General features: G+C 58.5%; 18 protein-coding genes. 13 read left to right on the top strand and 5 right to left on the bottom strand.

All coding sequences use genetic code 11. The annotated features are described in order from the left end of the window. Positions 1 to 16: 16 nt before the first annotated feature. Entirely contained in the window at positions 17 to 2,155 is a 2,139-nt protein-coding gene (locus tag AAF659_RS03410; protein WP_349750289.1) for an adenosylcobalamin-dependent ribonucleoside-diphosphate reductase, read from the bottom strand. A 435-nt stretch (positions 2,156 to 2,590) separates the two neighbouring features. Between AAF659_RS03410 and AAF659_RS03415 the strand changes: the two genes are divergently transcribed. Together AAF659_RS03415 and AAF659_RS03420 are read left to right on the top strand one after the other, a co-directional pair. After that, positions 2,591 to 3,139: a hypothetical protein gene (locus AAF659_RS03415; RefSeq protein WP_349750290.1), complete on the top strand. Its 549-nt coding sequence runs from the start codon at positions 2,591 to 2,593 to the stop codon at positions 3,137 to 3,139. Then, positions 3,136 to 3,684: a methylated-DNA--[protein]-cysteine S-methyltransferase gene (locus tag AAF659_RS03420; protein WP_349750291.1), complete on the top strand. Its 549-nt coding sequence runs from the start codon at positions 3,136 to 3,138 to the stop codon at positions 3,682 to 3,684. The genes AAF659_RS03415 and AAF659_RS03420 overlap by 4 nt, the downstream gene beginning before the upstream one ends. 4 nt (positions 3,685 to 3,688) lie before the next feature. Here AAF659_RS03420 and AAF659_RS03425 read toward each other — a convergent pair whose 3' ends face one another. Both AAF659_RS03425 and AAF659_RS03430 read right to left on the bottom strand, forming a co-directional pair. Next, complete coding sequence (locus tag AAF659_RS03425) at positions 3,689 to 4,066, bottom strand: hypothetical protein (RefSeq protein WP_349750292.1); 378 nt, start codon at positions 4,064 to 4,066, stop codon at positions 3,689 to 3,691. Positions 4,067 to 4,168: 102 nt separating this feature from the next. Next, positions 4,169 to 5,182, bottom strand: a complete 1,014-nt coding sequence (locus AAF659_RS03430; protein ID WP_349750293.1) for an iron ABC transporter substrate-binding protein — start codon at positions 5,180 to 5,182, stop codon at positions 4,169 to 4,171. Positions 5,183 to 5,316: 134 nt separating this feature from the next. Here AAF659_RS03430 and AAF659_RS03435 point away from each other — a divergent pair, with 134 nt between their 5' ends. The 3 genes from AAF659_RS03435 (at position 5,317) to AAF659_RS03445 (ending at position 7,619) form a co-directional block, all read left to right on the top strand. Next, entirely contained in the window at positions 5,317 to 5,580 is a 264-nt protein-coding gene (locus tag AAF659_RS03435; RefSeq protein ID WP_349750294.1) for a PilZ domain-containing protein, read from the top strand. Positions 5,581 to 5,600: 20 nt separating this feature from the next. Continuing rightward, positions 5,601 to 6,179 carry a hypothetical protein gene (locus tag AAF659_RS03440; RefSeq protein ID WP_349750295.1) on the top strand — a complete coding sequence of 193 codons (579 nt, stop codon included), beginning with the start codon at positions 5,601 to 5,603 and terminating at the stop codon, positions 6,177 to 6,179. Between the two features lie 138 nt (positions 6,180 to 6,317). Beyond that, a complete protein-coding gene (locus AAF659_RS03445; RefSeq protein ID WP_349750296.1) occupies positions 6,318 to 7,619 on the top strand; it encodes an HD-GYP domain-containing protein in 1,302 nt (433 codons plus the stop codon). On the opposite strand, the gene AAF659_RS03450 is transcribed toward AAF659_RS03445, so the two are convergent. Continuing rightward, a complete protein-coding gene (locus AAF659_RS03450; RefSeq protein WP_349750297.1) occupies positions 7,612 to 8,766 on the bottom strand; it encodes a hypothetical protein in 1,155 nt (384 codons plus the stop codon). The genes AAF659_RS03445 and AAF659_RS03450 overlap by 8 nt on opposite strands. 149 nt (positions 8,767 to 8,915) lie before the next feature. Between AAF659_RS03450 and AAF659_RS03455 the strand changes: the two genes are divergently transcribed. The 3 genes from AAF659_RS03455 to queF are packed head-to-tail and all read left to right on the top strand — an operon-like array spanning position 8,916 to position 11,460. After that, a complete protein-coding gene (locus AAF659_RS03455; protein ID WP_349750298.1) occupies positions 8,916 to 9,860 on the top strand; it encodes an ABC transporter ATP-binding protein in 945 nt (314 codons plus the stop codon). Next, entirely contained in the window at positions 9,857 to 10,630 is a 774-nt protein-coding gene (locus AAF659_RS03460; protein ID WP_349750299.1) for an ABC transporter permease, read from the top strand. Before AAF659_RS03455 ends, AAF659_RS03460 begins: the two co-directional genes overlap by 4 nt. Before the next feature lie 11 nt (positions 10,631 to 10,641). Beyond that, on the top strand, positions 10,642 to 11,460 hold the full coding sequence (gene queF / locus AAF659_RS03465) for an NADPH-dependent 7-cyano-7-deazaguanine reductase QueF (protein WP_349750300.1): 819 nt from the start codon (positions 10,642 to 10,644) through the stop codon (positions 11,458 to 11,460). A 3-nt stretch (positions 11,461 to 11,463) separates the two neighbouring features. Here queF and AAF659_RS03470 read toward each other — a convergent pair whose 3' ends face one another. Continuing rightward, on the bottom strand, positions 11,464 to 12,870 hold the full coding sequence (locus AAF659_RS03470) for an adenylate/guanylate cyclase domain-containing protein (protein ID WP_349750301.1): 1,407 nt from the start codon (positions 12,868 to 12,870) through the stop codon (positions 11,464 to 11,466). Between the two features lie 224 nt (positions 12,871 to 13,094). Here AAF659_RS03470 and flgB point away from each other — a divergent pair, with 224 nt between their 5' ends. Genes flgB through flgF form a run of 5 tightly spaced genes read left to right on the top strand, consistent with a single transcriptional unit; the run spans position 13,095 to position 17,433 of the window. Further along, positions 13,095 to 13,499 carry a flagellar basal body rod protein FlgB gene (gene flgB, locus AAF659_RS03475; protein WP_349750302.1) on the top strand — a complete coding sequence of 135 codons (405 nt, stop codon included), beginning with the start codon at positions 13,095 to 13,097 and terminating at the stop codon, positions 13,497 to 13,499. 3 nt (positions 13,500 to 13,502) lie between these two features. Beyond that, positions 13,503 to 13,964 (top strand): flagellar basal body rod protein FlgC, encoded by a 462-nt coding sequence (flgC, locus tag AAF659_RS03480; RefSeq protein WP_349750303.1) that lies wholly within the window; start codon positions 13,503 to 13,505, stop codon positions 13,962 to 13,964. 21 nt (positions 13,965 to 13,985) lie between these two features. Continuing rightward, the gene (locus tag AAF659_RS03485; protein ID WP_349750304.1) at positions 13,986 to 14,672 is read left to right on the top strand and encodes a flagellar hook assembly protein FlgD; all 687 of its coding nucleotides are present in this window, start codon (positions 13,986 to 13,988) and stop codon (positions 14,670 to 14,672) included. 25 nt (positions 14,673 to 14,697) lie between these two features. Next, complete coding sequence (locus tag AAF659_RS03490) at positions 14,698 to 16,641, top strand: flagellar hook-basal body complex protein (RefSeq protein ID WP_349750305.1); 1,944 nt, start codon at positions 14,698 to 14,700, stop codon at positions 16,639 to 16,641. 39 nt (positions 16,642 to 16,680) lie between these two features. Further along, positions 16,681 to 17,433 (top strand): flagellar basal-body rod protein FlgF, encoded by a 753-nt coding sequence (gene flgF / locus AAF659_RS03495; protein WP_349750306.1) that lies wholly within the window; start codon positions 16,681 to 16,683, stop codon positions 17,431 to 17,433. Positions 17,434 to 17,478 lie beyond the last annotated feature (45 nt).

A 17,478-nucleotide genomic window follows, 5' to 3' on the forward strand; every position in this document is an offset into this window, starting at 1 on the left:
GTAGTCTGGATTCGGTTCAGTACTTGCCGTAGGTACCTTCCTTGAGGGCATCGAAGAGGTTGGCGGCGTTGTGGAATTCGCCGTCGTATTCGATTTCCTCATCGCCACTGACCTGGACGGTACTGCCATCCTCCAGCGCGAACTCGTACTGGGTGCCTTCGAGATCCTTCTGCTTCACCAGCACGCCCTGGAAAGCCTCCGGGTTGAAACGGAAGGTGGTGCAGCCTTTGAGGCCCTGATCGTAGGCGTACATGTAGATGTCCTTGAAGTCCTCATAGGGGAACTCAGTGGGGACATTGGCGGTCTTGGAGATGGACGAATCCACCCACTTCTGGGCCGCGCCCTGGATGTCCACATGCTGCTTGGGGGTCACGTCGTCTGCAACGGTGAAGTAGCTTGGCAGCTGTTCTTCCGGGTTCGTGGAGTCGGGCATGGCATTGGCATTGACCAGCTCACGGTAGGCAAGCAGCTCAAACGAGAAGACGTCCACTTTTTCTTTGGACTTGCGGCCTTCGCGGATCACGTTGCGCGAGTAGTGATGCGAGAAGCTGGGCTCAATGCCATTACTGGCGTTATTCGCCAGTGACAGCGAGATGGTGCCCGTGGGCGCAATGGAGGTGTGGTGCGTGAAACGCGCGCCTTTCTCGGCGATCTGCTCAATGATCTCCGGCTCGGTCTCGCCGATTTTCTGCATGTAGCGGCTGTAGCGTGCATGCAGGATGCGCCCAGGCACTTTGTCACCGGCTTTATAGCCGTCTTCGCGCATTTCAGGGCGCCATGCGAGCATTTCTTCGGTGAGCTCAAACTCGTCATCCATGATTGGCGCGGGGCCTTTTTCTTCGGCCAGCTTAACGCCTTCGCGCCAGCCCTCCAGGGCCATTTCCTTGGTCACTTCCTCGGTAAAGGCTACGGAGTCGGCGGAGCCGTAGGGCATGCGCAGCATGGCGAGTGTGGAGCCCAGACCCAGAATGCCCATGCCGTGGCGGCGCTTGTACTCGATCTCATGGCGCTGCTTATCCAGCGGCAGACCGTTGATCTCCACCACGTTGTCCAGCATGCGGGTGAAGATGCCCACAACCTTGCGAAACTTGTCGTAGTTGAAGCGCGCCTTATCGGTGAAGGGGAACTCCACGAAGCGGGTCAGGTTGATGGAGCCGAGCAGGCAACTGCCGTAGGGCGGCAGGGGTTGTTCACCGCAGGGGTTGGTGGCGCGGATGTTTTCGCAGAACCAGTTGTTGTTCATCCGGTTGACCTTGTCGATCAGGATGAAGCCGGGTTCGGCGTAGTCGTAGGTCGAGGACATGATTTTGTCCCAGATGGCACGCGCCTTGAGGGTGCGATAGATGCGGCAGGCGACGCGGCCCTTGCCGTCGGTCACGTAGCCGTCTTTGACCGGGAAGTCGCGGTAGACGAACTGTTCCGGGTCGTTCAGGTCCAGGCCTTCTTTCTCCACTTCCTCACTGGAGACGGGGAACGACAGCTGCCAATCCGAGTCGTTTTTGACCGCCTCGATGAAGTCCTCAGTGATCAACAGCGAAAGGTTGAACTGGCGAAGGCGGGCGTCTTCGCGCTTGGCTTCGATGAAGTCGATGATGTCCGGGTGGTGCACATCAAAGGTGGCCATCTGCGCGCCACGGCGGCCACCGGCGGAAGAGACGGTGAAGCACATGCGGTCGAAGATGTCCATGAACGACAGCGGGCCGGAGGTGGTGGCGCCGGCGCCTGCCACATAGGCGCCCTTGGGCCGCAGGGTGGAGAACTCGTAGCCGATGCCGCAGCCGGCTTTGAGGGTAAGCCCCGCCTCGTGGTTTTTCACCAGAATGTTGTCCATGGAGTCATAGACGATGCCGGAGACAGTGCAGTTGATCGTGGAAGTAGCCGGCTTGTGTGCCTCAGCGCCCGCGTTGGAGGTGATACGCCCGGCCGGAATGGCACCATGGCGCAGAGCCCAGACAAAGTCTTCATGCACGGCTTTGCGCTTTTTGGCGGTTTCCACGGAGGCCAGGGACTCCGCGACACGCTTGTAGGTGTCCTCAATTTCGCGGTCGACGGGCTCGCCCGCCTTGGTTTTGAGCTGGTACTTGCTGGCCCAGATGTCGACCGAGGTTTCCTGAAACGGGATGTTGTTGGTGAGATCCTGAGTCTTGGCGTTCATGTGTGGCGGTGTCCCTGATTGTTTCTGATTACCGGTTGCACGCTGCAACCACCATATCTTGTGTTCGTGAATTGATCAGTCCAGACCCGGTGAGAGGGTGGACGGGGGCTATTTCCAGCGTTATGGGCTCAATAGGAACGCAGGCGGAGGCAATGCCTCAGGCCTGTTGACATGCAGTGCCATTTTTGTTTAACCCACAATATATCGGCTTTTTTTTCTTATTTATTTCTGCATATTGTGGTTTTGCCTCCCCGCCTGTCAAGTTAAGGTGGCCCCGGATCCGGAGGGGAGAGCGCGGATGTCGCCCGTGGTGCGGGCTCGCGCCAGGCGTGTTTCTGCTCAGTAAAAAAGTAGTATGCGCCATACTAGATCTAGTAGTGGGTGAATGCGCCTGAACGATGGGTTATCCTGCGGTTTTTGAAGAGGGATGCGGTGATGCGGATCACGATTGTGCTGGTGCTGCCCATGGCTCTGGCCGCGCTCATGTCGACTGGCTGCACCACCGTAGACAGTACCATGGAGCAGCAGACTGGCCCGGAGCCGGTCACCGATGACCGGCCGCTGCCGAGCTGGAACCGGCTGATGAACGCGACCCTGCCAGTGGTGAAGTCGGAGCTGGCGGCTGAGGGCGAGCGCTTCCGCCCGCGTGCCTTTGTGCTGTCACGCCGCGGCGGGGTACGGGGTGTCCATATTGATCCGGCGTCGGGAGCGGATGACGCCGAGCGGATTGAGCTGATCTTCCAGAGCCTGGAGGCCATTCTGAGGGGCGACGAAGTTGTGGCGCTGGTGGTTTACGCCACAGGTGAGGGCCAGCTCCTCAACAGCCGCGATCAGAGCGATATGGTGGTGGTTCACCTGGAGCATTTCTCCGGCCGGGCACTGCTGCGGCGCCTGAGTTATGGGCGCGAGGACGGGCAGGTAACGTTTGGCAGCGAGGATGTGGACCGCACCGATGCCCTGGTGATGGGCGAGGCGAACCAATGAATGTGGTCTGGCTGCAGCGCCCGGACGCCGTAGCGGAGCTCGCGTATGGCGAGCTCGATTCTCCTTGGGGGCGTGTCTGGACTCTTTGGCATGAGGATGCCTTGGCTCAGCTGGCGTTTGTGGACAACGCTGCTGATGTTGAGCAGAAGGTCAGCCGGGCTGCGGGGCAGTGGGGCCGGAGGCCTTTACCTTTGCCAGAGACGGATAAGCGGCTTACGGATCTTGCTGGCATTCTGGGCGTGTGGCCCGACGAGCCACCGGCGCCAATGCCGATCCTGGAGATGGTGGGCTCCAGCTTCCGGAAGCGGGTCTGGCGCTACCTGTTGCGGCTCAACCCCGGGCAGTGCCTGACGTATGGTGAAATCGCCAGGCACATTGGCCAGCCGGGTGCTGCCCGTGCTGTGGGTTCAGCAGTAGGTGCCAACCCCGTGCCGGTGCTGGTGCCCTGCCATCGCGTGCTGCCGGTTTCTGGTGGTACTGGCCGCTATGGGGGCGGTGAACAGCGCAAACGGTGGCTTTTGAGTAGCGAGGGCGTAGCTGTGTGAACGCCTACTCGGCGCTTTGGGGTGGCAGGCGGTAGCGCATGCGCTTACTGATGCCACGGAACGCAAGCAACAGCAGATAGACGAAAGCCAGAACCAGGATCAGTGCGACAAGAGCCAGCCCGCCTTCCTGCATGAGAAGCTGATTGCTGCCGCTTTCTGAAATCACCATCTGCAACGCCCTGAAGCCATGGTGCTGGAGCAGGTAGGCCGTGATTCCCCCACCGAGAACCGCCGAGACAATCTGGCTCAGTATGATCAGCATCGACGGAATGGTTGCTGTGTGGCCGCAGTGTCCGCATTGGTAGCGGTCGGTGTATTCGGGCTCATCATCGCTGCGGATTGGATCCATCAGCCCCTGTCGACAATTGTTGCATACCAGCATGCGTTACGGTCTCCGGCTCTGTGCTTAGGCACTGTAAGCGCCTGATGCGCCGTGGCACAACCCGCACGCAAGCCGTACCGAGGCTTCTTTGGCTGTCTGCGGTCAGATCAGGTTCGCCTCGCGCAGCAGATCGAGCGTGGCTTCCAAATCCTCCAGTTCATTTAGGTCGATCTTCGGAGCGGCCTTAAGCAGTTCATCCAGAGGTTTGAGTTCCGGGTTGCGATCCACGCCCCCACGCACAGGGTATTCATGGACTTGCTGGGTGAAGTACTCCTGAGCTTCGGGCGAGAGCAGGAAGCGGATGAACCTGATCGCGTTTTCGCGGTTATCCGTGCCCTTGATGATGCCCGTGCCCGCAACGTTCACGAGGTTGCCAATGTCCCCGGCTTCAAAAAAGGCCTGTTCGGCAGGGTATGCCTCGTTGTTGGCTTTGTAATGCGGCAGGTAGTAGTTGTTGACCAGTCCGAAGTCGATGGCGCCGTCGGCCACCCCTTCTACCTGGGAGCTGTTGTTAGGGAAGATCCGGGCATCATTGTCATCCATGGCCCGGAGCCATTCCAGGGTGCGTTCGTCGCCATGGCGATGGCGCATAGCGGTCACGAATGACTGGAAGGAGCCATTAGTTGGCGCCCAGCCCACGCGGCCCCGGTATTGCGGTTCGGTCAGCTCAAAGACGCTTTCAGGCATGTCGTGCTCGCTGACGCGATCCGGGGCGTAAACGAAGGTGCGGGCACGACCGGTCACGGCCACCCAGTCACCGGTGCGGCTACGGAAGGTGGGAGGCAGGTCCGCGTAAAGCGACTCTGGTAGTGTCGCGAGGCGGTCCGCTTTGGCGAGTGACGCCATGGCGCCGGCATCCTGACCCCAGAACAGGTCTGCGGATGTCTGCCCATCTTCTTTCTGCAAAAGCACTGCCAGCTGGGCGGTATCGCCATAGCGCACATCAATGTTGATGTCTGTCTTGGATTCAAAACGCTCAATCATCGGTCGGACCATCGATTCACCGCGACCGGAGTAGAGCGTAAGCGTGCTGGGTTGGTTGACGGCCGAGATGCCGAGATAACCGCTGGCGGCGATCAGCACGAGCACGATAAGGCCAATCAGTTTGTTCTGCATCCATTTCTCCCTGCGGGTATTCCAGCTACGCCGATATTTTAATGTAAATGATTCCCACCTACTACTGGTTCTGCTGCATGGAGGATAAGGGCTGCTATGCTTGCGACGGATGGTTTCAGGAGTGAATTGAGAAAATGCCCGAACAGCGGCACTACACACGGACTAACATGAGTGCCCGCATCATGGTGCGGCACAGTGATATTGGTGAGCAGGTGTTCACAATGCGTGATCTATCCGACGGCGGCATCTTTGTTGTTGTGGATAATGAAGTGTTCCCTGAGTTGGGGAGTGAGGTTGAAGTCCAGGTTCAGGGGCTGCCAGTACCCGCACCGGTGCGCCGGATGCAGGTTGTACGCAGGGCCGAGGATGGCTTTGGGCTTGCCTTCGTAGATTTATGAATCAGGCAGGGAGAAGCGCATTGAAAACGGGGTCGGTCGGAGTGCTCATTCTGTTGTTGGCGGGAGAGCTCACGGGTTGTGCAACCCATGAGACTCATTACTCCGCGATGACTGCGAGCAACTCCGCAGGTGAGGAGCGGCGTGTACTGCTGACCTGGAAAACCTCGCGCTACCCTGGTTGGCACTGGCGCCTTGACAGGGCAACGCCGATTACTGTTGAAACCCAATGCAGTGAGCGCCAGTGGAAGCTGCGTGACCCGGGAATGGAGGGAGCTTGCACAGACGATGCTATTGCCGCCTGTGGCGATCCGCGTCTGGATGCTACAGGGAGTGGGGAGCCGGTGGACGAGGGGCTGGTATGCATGCGGCTGACTGATGAAGACGGCAGCGAGCGTATTCGGGAACTTGGCAACCGCCTGAAACTGAAGGTCAGTTGCTCACCGCGCCGCGCCCAAGTGGATATGGGAGACAGGGTGGTCAATGTTGATTATCCGAGAGCGTCCTCAGTGGCCTACACCTTCCGGGTGCGGTCCGTGCCGACTGGCAGTCTGACCCAGCGCCCGCCGGAGCTCGATGATCATGTCTGCAGCGACGACTGACGCATCCGCCGCGTAAAGGTCAGTAACATTTCGCCGCATTTATTAAACGTTTCGTCACCGGGGGGCCATTGCTTCTTCTCTGAAATTTGAAAAAATGCAAAAAGGTATAATTAGTGCCGGGCGTTCGAGGTTAGATTCATGGGTGTACAGCGGTGTAAGCTTCCCGTTCAGGATCTGGAAATAGGGATGTTCGTGGCCGACCTTGATCGGCCATGGTACGAAACCCCATTTCCGATCCAGGGATTCCATATCCGTGATCAGCAGGAGCTGGATCAGCTGATACGCCATTGCCGGCACGTGCACGTAGATGTGGCGGAAAAACGCCAGGATGTAGCCGCTGAGTCGGTTGCCGGACCGGAGCGCCAGGGGAGCGCTGGCGGCAAGGTTCTGAAGTTGCCCGCCGTTAAGGTTCGTAACCCTCACCACTACGAGATAACCCGCCCTCTGCGCAAAGAAGTCCGAGATGTGCAACAGGTCCTGGACAGTGTCGAAAAGGCTCTGGATCGGGTCAGTGAAACCCTGTCCGGAGGCCGGAGCCAGGTGGCTGTAGAGGCGGTTACCTCCGTTGCGCGTACCATGGCCGAAAGCGTGACGCGCAATCCGGATGCGTTGCTGTGGTTAAGCCGGGTCCAGAGCCGGGATGACTATACTTGGCGTCATTCGCTCAACATCAGTATCTGGGCGCTGCTTTTGGGCCGCCAGTTAGGCTTGGATCCAGATGTGTTGCACAAGCTTTCGTTGGGAGCTCTGCTTTCCCAGATTGGCAAGGCGCGCTTGCCTGAGGGAATGCTGGTGTTCGAAAGCGACCTGAGTGATGAACAGTGGCGAACCTATTGCCGCTATCCCGAAACCGGCGCCCGCATCGCAGCGGAATCCGGTCTGCCGCGGGTTGTAGTCAATGTGATTCGCTATCACCGAGAACGCCACAATGGCACCGGCTTCCCGCAGAAGGTAACGGGCGAGCAGATCCCGCTTCTGGCAAAGCTCGTGGGATTGGTGGACTACTACGAATCATTGATCGAGCCGCGCGACAGACGCAATCAGTTGACGCCGGCCCAGGCGGTTTCACGGCTTTTTGACTGTCGTAACAGCCAGTTCCAGGAGGATCTGGTTGAACAGTTCATCCAGGCTGTGGGGGTCTATCCCACCGGCACTATTGTCGAGCTTGCCACCAGCGAGGTTGGGGTGGTTGTTTCACATACGCCGAAACGCCGTCTCTGGCCCAGCGTGATGGTGCTGACTGATGCTGAGAAGAGGCCGCTCAAACAGGGTCATGTCGTGGATCTTGCCCGGCAGAATGAGGAAACGGCGGATGCCAGCGCACGTATCGTGGACTGCAAGCCCGTCGGTTACGGTGGCATTGACCCCTCTCAGTACGAGGTGACTGGCGCTGCTGCGCGCTCGCGGTCTCGGTGGCGTCTCAGGGGGCTTTTCAGTTGATTTCCACGAGCAGGTTCTTGCGGAACCAGCGGTAGTTGTCGAAGTCCGGGTAGTCCACCTTGAAGCTCAGCACAATAGTGCCGTCTTCCGCCGGTTGGCTTGTGTTGCGATAGAATTCCACTGTGCCTTCCTGGCGGTTAACGCCGTGAATTGCCCAGCCCTTGCCTTTGGTTATTGCATCCAGGCGTTTCAGTGAATAGCCCGATGAGCCGGTGCGCCTGATTGCGACTTCTTTGATGCGGCCGTCTGAGGGATCCAGAGTCAGGGTTTCCGGTTCCAGGTAGAACGCGGTTGCCAGGTCGTTCCTGAAATCCAGTGTCTCACTCTCGAGGAAATCAATGGCGTTATTGGCAGGGGCTTCGTCGAGAGTGCGCCGGGCATTGAGAATCCGGCTGCGTTTGTCTGACTGCTCTTCCGAGAGCTCATTGTTGGGACCATCGACGGGCGGTTTCTCACAGAGCTCGCTGCCTTTGGCCGCAAAGCAGATGTTGTCCAGAAGCTGGTTGGCGGGGGACGGATTCGCCAGGTCGCCCGCTTTGTCCCGATTTTCCTCAGAGATGTTTTCCGGCCGTGCGAATGCCTCGACGGTAGTACTGAAGTCGATTTCGGGGTTGCTGTCGTCCGCCAGGTAGTCGTTCAGCTGGTCAATCGTGCGCTCTGTGATTTCGAGCGTTTCGTCCGATGAACGTACGTTTTCCTGCTCGGCGAGAGCTGTTAGCAAGCGTGTGATGTTAATGGCGACGGCGTTGTTGTTGGCCAGTGCCACTTCGGTGGTGCGATGGGTCGTGAGGTCTTCGCCTTCGTCAGCGCCGCCTTTATGCAGCCGCGTGCGCGCATTCGCGGTGAAATCGATGGGGCTCAGGAAGGGGGCGGCGGGTATATCGTCGGCCAGGACGAGGTTGCCCACGCGGAATGTCAGTGTCTCGCCGGGACGGAAGCGGAATTCTCCGGCTTCGTCGGTGGTCCCGGACTGGCTGCGCGTTTCATAATGGATATTCTCAATCCCCTGAGTAAAAAGGGTGCCTGTGCGCAGACCGTCATTACCACCACCGTCACTATCACTGCAGCCGGTAAGCGTCAGCAGGCTCAGCGCGGTGAAAGATATACCTGCTTTCCATCCTGTGTATCGCGGGGTCTGATGGGTCATTGGTCGTCCGTAGGCCCTGAGTGGTACGTTTCGCCATTGTAGGAAGCTGGTGCCACTTCTGATCTGACACAGGTCGCAGATTGGGAATACCCTTGCATTGCGGCGCATGACCCCCATAATCGGCGCCGTTCATTCGATAAGAGATCCCTATGAGCTACGCACTGGATATTTGTGGACTGCGCAAGACCTTCCCCGGTGGCCTTGATGCCCTGAAAGGGATCGACCTGCAGGTCGAAACGGGCGATTTCTTTGCGCTTCTGGGCCCGAATGGAGCCGGCAAATCCACCACACTGGGCGTGCTTGCCTCACTGGTGCGCAAGACAGCGGGCCAGGTCCAGGTGTTTGATGCTGACCTGGATAGCGATCCCGCGCGGCTCAAGACCTGGCTAGGGTTTGTGCCTCAGGAGTTCAACTTCAATCAGTTCGAGAAAGTGGGTGACATCGTGCGCACCCAGGCGGGCTACTACGGCATGCCACCGGGCCGGGCTGCCCGCAATGCTGAGCGGTATCTGCGCGAACTGGGCCTGTGGGACAAACGCGATTCCCCGGCACGTATGCTTTCTGGTGGTATGAAGCGGCGACTGCTCATTGCCCGCGCGCTGGTGCACGAGCCGCGGGTGCTGATCCTGGACGAACCCACCGCAGGCGTGGACATTGAATTGCGGCGCTCCATGTGGAGCTTCCTGGAGCGGATCAACCGTGAGGGGGTCACCATCATTCTCACCACCCATTATCTGGAGGAAGCGGAAGCGCTGTGCCGCAATATTGCCATCATCGATGGCGGGCGTATTCTCCAGAACACGTCCAAACAGGCGCTTCTGCAGCAGCTGAGCCTGGAGCATTTCATTCTTGATATCGGCAATGATCCGGGGACGGTGCCACAGCTCGAGGGCTATTACTGTTTCCGCAATGACGAGGGCGCTCTGGTCGTTGAGGTGGAACGCGAAGACGGGCTGAATGATGTTTTCCGTCAGCTTGGCGAGCAGGGCTGGGAGGTCACCAGCATGCGTAATCGTTCCAACCGTCTGGAGGAGCTTTTCATGAGTCTGGTGGGCCGCTCGCTGCCGGAGTCGCAAGAGGAGGCAAGCGCATGACGGCGTACCAGATCTGGATTGCGTTCATGACCATCGTGGTGCGCGAAGTGCGGCGTTTTACGCGCATCTGGCCGCAGACGCTGCTGCCGCCGGCAGTGACCATGACCCTGTATTTCGTGATTTTCGGCAACCTGATCGGCAGCCGCATTGGCCCCATGGAAGGCTATGACTACATGGAGTTCATTGTTCCGGGCCTGATCATGATGGCGGTGATAACCAGCTCCTACGCCAACGTGGTGTCGTCGTTCTTCAGCATGAAGTTCCAGCGCAGCATTGAGGAGTTGCTGGTCTCGCCCACGCCCAACTGGGTGATCCTGACCGGCTACGTGGCCGGTGGCATGGCTCGCGGGTTGATTGTGGGGTTTGTGGTCATGCTGGTATCTCTGACTTTCACTACTCTGGAGTTCTACAGCCCGGTGCTGGTTATCTCAACGGCATTGCTTACGTCCCTGGTGTTCTCTCTGGGTGGGTTCATCAATGCCATGTTTGCCACCAAGTTTGATGACATCTCGATTGTGCCGACGTTTGTGCTGACGCCGCTGACCTATCTGGGAGGCGTTTTCTATTCCATCAACCTTCTGGATCCGCTCTGGCAGGCGTTTTCCATGGCCAATCCCATCCTCTACATGGTCAATGCCTTCCGCTACGGGGTGTTGGGCGCCTCGGATGTGGGGCCGGTTTGGGCGATTGCCATGCTAGTAGTGTTCTCCGTGGTACTGTTCACGCTAAGCTTGCGCCTGCTTAACCAGGGCAAGGGCATTCGCAGCTGAGGAGCGGGACTATGCATCTGGACAATGGGCCGCTGGGCCGCACCAGCGATTACCCTGAGCGTTACGATCCGTCGCTTCTTTACCCGGTTCCCCGGGCGGATGCACGGCACTCGCTGGGTCTGGCGGACGGCTGGCCGTGGCACGGCGAAGATCGCTGGCAGGCCTGGGAACTCAGCTGGCTGCGGCCGGATGGTGTCCCACGGGTGGCGACGGCGGAGTTCCGCGTACCGGCGCATTCACCGAACCTGGTCGAGTCCAAGTCGCTCAAGCTGTATCTGAACTCGCTCAACGGGACGCCGTTCGAAAACGCGGATCTGGTACGCGCGACGGTTGAGCAGGATCTTTCCGGGGCTGCCTGTGCCGATGTCTCCGTGGTTCTGGCGGATGTGGATGCGCAAGCGTCGGTAGTGGCGAGGCCGGAAGGAGCTCACCTGATCGATGATGTGGAAGGCGTGATCATGCCCGGCGCGCAACCGCTGGCGTCGCTGCGTTCGCTGGAAGGCGATGTGGTCACGGAGACGCTGTGTAGCCACCTGCTGCGCAGTCTCTGCCCGGTGACGGGTCAGCCGGACTGGGCGACGCTTATGGTGCATTACACCGGTGCTCGCCTGAGGCCGGAAGCACTGCTTGGGTACATCATCGGCTATCGTGATGCCCGGGGTTTTCACGAAGCCTGCGTGGAGCGCATATTCATGGATCTGGAAAAGGCGTTGAACCCGGAGCGGCTCAGTGTGGGGGCTTTCTACACCCGCCGCGGCGGGCTCGACATCAATCCTTGGCGCTCGACCCATCAGGGCGATGCCCCGCCTCTTAGGCTGTTGCGCCAGTAGGCACTAATCGTCACGCAGGCGCCGGGCCGCCCGGTCGAGTGCCTGGATGATGTGGTCGCGTTCGCGCTCGTTGACTTTCTCGGAGTCCAGGTACATCGCGAAGCCATCGCCTTCATGCTCCAGGAAGCTGCGCTGATCGCCCACATCCTGGCGGAAATCGATAACCTGGTAGATGGGGACTGGTCGGGCGAAGCCCTTCACCGTGATTTCGCCCTTATCCCGGCACAGGATCTGATCCTTGATGAGTGAGAAGGTTTCGTAGGAAACCAGGATTTCGCCCGGATCCGTCAGCTCTTCCAATCGGCTCGCGAGGTTCACCTCCTTGCCGATGATGGTGTAGTCCATCCGGTTGTCCGCCCCGAAGTTACCTACCGTGCAGAAGCCGGTACTGATGCCCATGCGGATCTCAAGCGGCGTGCGGATGCCCTGGCTCTTCCACTTCTGGCGCAGTACCGTCATGTGTTTGCGCATCTCGATGGCCATGGAGACACAGGCTTGGGTGTCTTGTCTGGCGCCCTGGCTGGTAGGGTCACCGAAGAAGATCATGATGCTGTCGCCAACAAACTTGTCGATGGTCCCGCCATACCGCAGCGCGATCTGTGACATCTCGGTGAAGTAGGTGTTGAGCAGTTCGGTGAGCGCCTCCGGTTCCATCTCTTCCGACAGTTCCGTGAAGCCGCGGATGTCAGAAAAAAACACCGCCAGTTTCTTGCGCTGTGTTTCCAGCCGAACATCCCGCTCGCCGGTGAAGATGGACTGCCAGACCTGGGGCGAGAGGTACTTGGCAAGCTTGTGGGACAGGGCGATGGATTGTTCTCTCTGGTACTGGATCTGGGACTTGGCCGCCACCAGCGCACGGGCCTGGAGATAGGTGTAGAAGGCCATGACGCAGACGTAGAAGGCGGTAACCGCACCACTCACCACCGTCAGGGCAGGCGGCGCCCAAGGCTCAAAACTGCTGCCGGCAACCGGGATTGATATCAGCACACCCGCTGCCATCGCCGAGACATTCAGGGCCCAGGCCCTCAATCCCCCGACGATGATGGCGCTGAAGCTGATCATCAGAAGAAACATCAGCGACGGCATCACGCTGAATTCAATGTGCACCGTGAGTGACCCGATCAGGAAGCTGTCGAGCAGAAGAATGCGTTCACGGATTTGCGGCGTGCGTTTGGTGAATAAGGCGCGGGAAATGAAGTACAGGACATGGGGCCAGATCAGCGCCAGCGGCACCAGCCAGATCAGGTGATCCTCAAAATGATCCAGAAAAACCCCGGTGGCGATAATGGCAGCCCCGGCCATATAACCCAAAACCCGCGCATGGTAGTCCGGCATGGGCGGAATGGCACTGGGCTTGTGTTTGGGGTCAATCGCGGTGAGACCCGAGGGCATGAGGGATACGTTCATCATCGTTCAACGATCGCGTGCATATTGGAAAACGGTACCAGCAAAGTTACAGCCTCACAATTGACCCCGGAGACAGGGGGTCCGGCACTGGCACAGGTTTGCCGCATCGCCCCCGGTATGGTTGCCAGGGCGGCGTTAATGCCTGAATACAAAGGAGTGTAGCAGTTTGGCACTGCTATTGCTTATCAACAGGCAAAGCCCGATTACCCGGCAAAAAGGGGCCAGTCATGACCACGATCAGCTTTGACAATGCATTAGGCATTCACGATGACGCACTCCGGCTGCGCTCTCAGCGCTCCGAAGTGCTGGCGAACAATCTCGCCAACGCCGATACACCCGGTTACAAGGCGCGGGATGTCGATTTCCAGGCTGCCCTGCAGCAGGCGCAGGGTCAGCAGGAGGGCATGACAATGGCAGCCTCGGACGCGGCCCATATGTCAGCCGATGGTGCTGGTGGTGGCAGCCCGGAACTGATGTATCGCAACCCTATTCAGCCGTCGATTGACGGCAACACCGTGGATACCCAGACGGAGATGTCCAAGTACATGCGCAACTCCATGGAGTTCCAGGCCAGTTTCCAGTTCCTGAACAGCAGCATCAAGGGACTTAAAGACGCACTCGCGGGGCAGTAAACCATGTCACTTAATCAGGTTTTTGATATCGCGGGTTCAGCTATGTCGGCCCAGTCCATCCGGCTGAACACCACCTCCAGCAACCTGGCCAATGCCGAGACGGCCAGTTCCAGTACTGGTGAGGTCTATCGTGCGCGCAAACCGGTTTTCTCCGCGATCCAGGCCGACATGATGGGCCAGCAGGGTAGCGGTGTGAGCGAGGCGGGCTTCTCTGGCAATGAGCTGCAGTCGGCCGGGGTCAAGGTGGATGGCATCGTAGAGAGCGATGTGGGTCTGGAGCAGCGTTATCAGCCGGAGCATCCCAAAGCGGATGATAACGGCTATGTGTATTACCCGAACGTCAGTGTGGTGGAGGAGATGGCCGATATGATGTCGGCATCCCGCTCCTTTCAGACCAATGTTGAGGTGATGAATACGGCCAAGAGCATGATGCAGCGCGTCATGACGCTGGGTCAGGGCCAGTAAACGGGAACGGGAGTAGCGACGATGGACGGCGTTAACAGTTCAGCCAACTCGGCTTCCGACATTCTCAAGGAGTATCGGAACCAGGGCGATAAGAGCGAAGGTGGCAAAAAAGCCTCCGATATGGGACGTAATGAGTTCCTGGATCTCATGATGACCCAGATGCAGAACCAGAATCCGCTGGATCCGAAGAAAAATGAGGATTTCGTGGCCCAGCTGGCCCAGTTCTCGTCACTGGAGGAGATGGAGAGCCTGAACACCTCTGTTGAGGATGCCATGGGCCAGTTCCGCTCGACGCAGGCGCTGCAGGCCTCCGCCATGGTGGGGCAGCAGGTTCAGGTGGAGGGCAACGTTGCCAATCTTGGCCCTGAAGGTCAGGTGAAAGGGGCGGTGGAGGTGCCGTCGGCCACCTCGAACCTGCGGGTATCGGTTTATAACCCCTCCGGCGAACTGGTTCGCCAGATGGATATGGGGCAGCAGGGCAGCGGCACGGTGGATTTCAGTTGGGATGGCGAGAATGGTAACGGCGACCTGATGGAGCCGGGCGATTACCGCGTTCAAGCGCAAGCCCAGTACGACGGCGAGACCCAGGAGCTGGCCACCCGGCTCAATGCGAACGTGGACAGCGTCAACCTGGAGAATGGGGGCGTGACGCTGAACCTGGCAGGACGCGGCTCGGTGCCGCTTGACCAGGTCAAACAGATCAACTGATAACAAGTAGTGGGCGAGGTTTACCATGGCGTTCAATATCGCACTCAGCGGACTCAATGCGGCCCAGACGGATCTGGATGTGAAAGGCAACAACATCGCCAACGCCAGCACCACGGGCTTCAAGCGCTCGCGGGCGGAATTCGGTGATCTCTACAGTTCCGGCCTGCAGAATCTGGGCGATACGTCCGCGGGTGATGGGGTGAGCGTTCAGAACACTCGGCAGCTGTTCCAACAGGGCAATCTAACCGCCACCAACAATGGCCTGGATATGGCGATCGATGGTGAAGGGTTTTTCGTTCTTGATGGTGCCAATGGTGAACGCCAATTCTCGCGCGCTGGTCAGTTCGGTGTGGATGAGCAGGGGTTTGTTACCAATAATCAGGGTGCTCGGGTACAGGGTTTTCAGGCGACCGAGGATGGTGAGGTTGGTGACGTTCGTGGTGATCTCGAAGTAAACACTGAGAATCTGGCGCCCAAATCCACCACCAATGTTGCGGCGAATCTGAACCTGGACTCACGCGAAAACGTCCTAAGAGTTGATCAGACGTTGATCGAAGCCAATGGCGATCAGATTGACGAGCTGGAATCGGGATCGATTGGCAACGTTGGGTTTGATCAAACTGATTGGACAGTTACAGACCCAGAGGGCAACAATTCAACCTTTTCAACCGTTGATAACAGCTCCGCTGCTAATATTGCCGCGAGCTTTGCCAGTGAGTCGGGCGTGAGTGCGACTGCCAACTCTCAGGCCACTCTTTCCAATCTGAACAACCAGGATGCTGGGGATACGCTTAAGCTGACTCTGTCCGACGGTGGCGGTAGTTTTAATTACAATATTGACGGAAGTTCAAGTCTTCAGGATATTGCTGATGACATCAACGCGGACGGTTCCATTGCGCTTAATGCACAGGCAGGCGGTGGCGATCTGACGCTGGCTGACAATGAAGGCCGCAACATTGAGGTTGAGCTCACCGGCGGCGGGACAACAGAGTTGGATCTTGAGTCACAGGGGCCTGATACCGGGCCGAAAAATCTTGATACTACTGGGCCGGTTACAGTATTCGGAAATCTGGAGTTTACCGTACAGGATGGCTTTGACCTTGCCGCGAATAATGCACAGATCCTGAGCGGTAGTGAAACAGGCACGTCTGACATTCAGAATGCATTTGATCCTAACGATTCGAATACCTACAACCACTCAACCTCCACTACCATCTACGACAGTCTGGGCAACCCGCATGAAATGACCCAGTACTTCGTGAAGCAGTCGCAGGTCGGTAACCCCGATAACTCCTGGAAAAGCTACGTAGAGGTTGATGGCGAACTGGTCGGCAATACTCAGGATAACCCCGATGGTACTGACGGTTTTGATCTGGTTTTTCAGAACAACGGGAGTCTGGACACCGCTCAATCCGATGATGTATTGATTAATGACTGGGTACCCAAAGATAGCAGTGGCAATCCTAATGGTGCTGCAGGTCCCAACAACGGCGTCGAGGAGCCGCCGTTGCCCCCGGAGTCCAGCAGTTCCAACTTCGTGCTTGATTACACGAACAGCACCCAGGTTGGCTCGGAGTTCGCCATCAATGATCTTCAGCAGAACGGCTTTGCCACAGGCCGGCTCACTGGTTTGGATGTCAGTGAGGAGGGCGTTATCCAGGCGCGCTTCAGCAATGGCGAATCCCAGGCACTTGGCCAGGTTGCTCTGGCTAATTTCCGCAACAATGAGGGACTGGCACCGGTGGGTGACACCAGTTGGGTTGAGACTTTCGAGTCCGGCGATGCGGTGATCAGTCGCCCCAATACTGGTCCTCTGGGGGCTATTCAGGCGAGCTCACTGGAGGAATCCAACGTCGATCTCTCCGAGCAGCTGGTTGGCCTGATTACCGCGCAGCGGAACTTCCAGGCCAACTCCAAGACCATCGAGACTTCGGACCAGATCACCCAGACCATCATCAACCTGCGGTAACGCCGCGGGTTGAGGGCTGAATGAGCACAGGAGGGTTCCATGGACCGCTCGCTCTATATCTCCATGACCGGCGCCAAGCAGAACATGTATGCGCAGCAGGTCAACTCCAATAATCTGGCGAACGCGGATACCACCGGGTTCAAGCAGGATTTCGCGAATGCGCGCAGTATGCCGGTATTCGGGGAGGGGCATCCCTCACGGGCCTACGCCATGACAGAGAATCCGGGAGCGGACCTCAGCCATGGGCCCATGAAACAGACCGGGCGTTCTCTGGACGTTGCCATCAAGGGCGACGGCTGGCTGGCGGTGGAACCGGAGCCGGGTGAAGAGGCTTATACCCGCGCCGGGAGCCTCCAGGTTGACGCTAACGGGATTCTGCGCAATGGCGAAGGACTCCCCGTAATGGGCAATGGCGGCCCGGTCGCGGTCCCTCCGGCGGATAAGGTGGAGATCGGTTCGGACGGGACCCTTTCGGTCGTGCCTGCCGGGGCGCCCAGCGATCAGCTGGTGCAGGTGGACCGGCTCAAGCTTGTGAACCCGGATCAGGAAGCACTTCAGAAAGGTGACGACGGCTTGTTCCGCTTCAAGCCTGATGCGGATCAACAGGGGGCTGCGCAGCCGGATGGCGATGTCCGCGTCGTCAGCGGGTTTCTGGAAGGGTCCAATGTCTCCGCCGTAGAATCCATGATCCATAACCTTCAACTTTCCCGCCAGTACGAGATGCAGGTCAAGGCCATGCAGACCGCCGACGAGAACAGCCAGAGCGTGGCACGCTTATTGCAAGACCTCTGATGGAAACGTCATGGGTGACGGAAAAGCGGCAAACCGATGCCGCCG

The organism is Salicola sp. Rm-C-2C1-2, from assembly GCF_040196175.1.
GTDB lineage: Bacteria > Pseudomonadota > Gammaproteobacteria > Pseudomonadales > Oleiphilaceae > Halospina.

Bases quoted from the DNA above. Each gene is read 5' to 3' on its own strand.
- AAF659_RS03410 (WP_349750289.1), bottom strand. From the start codon at position 2,155: ATGAACGCCAAGACTCAGGATCTCACCAACAACATCCCGTTTCAGGAA.
- AAF659_RS03415 (WP_349750290.1), top strand. From the start codon at position 2,591: ATGCGGATCACGATTGTGCTGGTGCTGCCCATGGCTCTGGCCGCGCTC.
- AAF659_RS03420 (WP_349750291.1), top strand. From the start codon at position 3,136: ATGAATGTGGTCTGGCTGCAGCGCCCGGACGCCGTAGCGGAGCTCGCG.
- AAF659_RS03425 (WP_349750292.1), bottom strand. From the start codon at position 4,066: ATGCTGGTATGCAACAATTGTCGACAGGGGCTGATGGATCCAATCCGC.
- AAF659_RS03430 (WP_349750293.1), bottom strand. From the start codon at position 5,182: ATGCAGAACAAACTGATTGGCCTTATCGTGCTCGTGCTGATCGCCGCC.
- AAF659_RS03435 (WP_349750294.1), top strand. From the start codon at position 5,317: ATGCCCGAACAGCGGCACTACACACGGACTAACATGAGTGCCCGCATC.
- AAF659_RS03445 (WP_349750296.1), top strand. From the start codon at position 6,318: ATGGGTGTACAGCGGTGTAAGCTTCCCGTTCAGGATCTGGAAATAGGG.
- AAF659_RS03450 (WP_349750297.1), bottom strand. From the start codon at position 8,766: ATGACCCATCAGACCCCGCGATACACAGGATGGAAAGCAGGTATATCT.
- AAF659_RS03455 (WP_349750298.1), top strand. From the start codon at position 8,916: ATGAGCTACGCACTGGATATTTGTGGACTGCGCAAGACCTTCCCCGGT.
- AAF659_RS03460 (WP_349750299.1), top strand. From the start codon at position 9,857: ATGACGGCGTACCAGATCTGGATTGCGTTCATGACCATCGTGGTGCGC.
- queF (WP_349750300.1), top strand. From the start codon at position 10,642: ATGCATCTGGACAATGGGCCGCTGGGCCGCACCAGCGATTACCCTGAG.
- AAF659_RS03470 (WP_349750301.1), bottom strand. From the start codon at position 12,870: ATGATGAACGTATCCCTCATGCCCTCGGGTCTCACCGCGATTGACCCC.
- flgB (WP_349750302.1), top strand. From the start codon at position 13,095: ATGACCACGATCAGCTTTGACAATGCATTAGGCATTCACGATGACGCA.
- flgC (WP_349750303.1), top strand. From the start codon at position 13,503: ATGTCACTTAATCAGGTTTTTGATATCGCGGGTTCAGCTATGTCGGCC.
- AAF659_RS03485 (WP_349750304.1), top strand. From the start codon at position 13,986: ATGGACGGCGTTAACAGTTCAGCCAACTCGGCTTCCGACATTCTCAAG.
- AAF659_RS03490 (WP_349750305.1), top strand. From the start codon at position 14,698: ATGGCGTTCAATATCGCACTCAGCGGACTCAATGCGGCCCAGACGGAT.
- flgF (WP_349750306.1), top strand. From the start codon at position 16,681: ATGGACCGCTCGCTCTATATCTCCATGACCGGCGCCAAGCAGAACATG.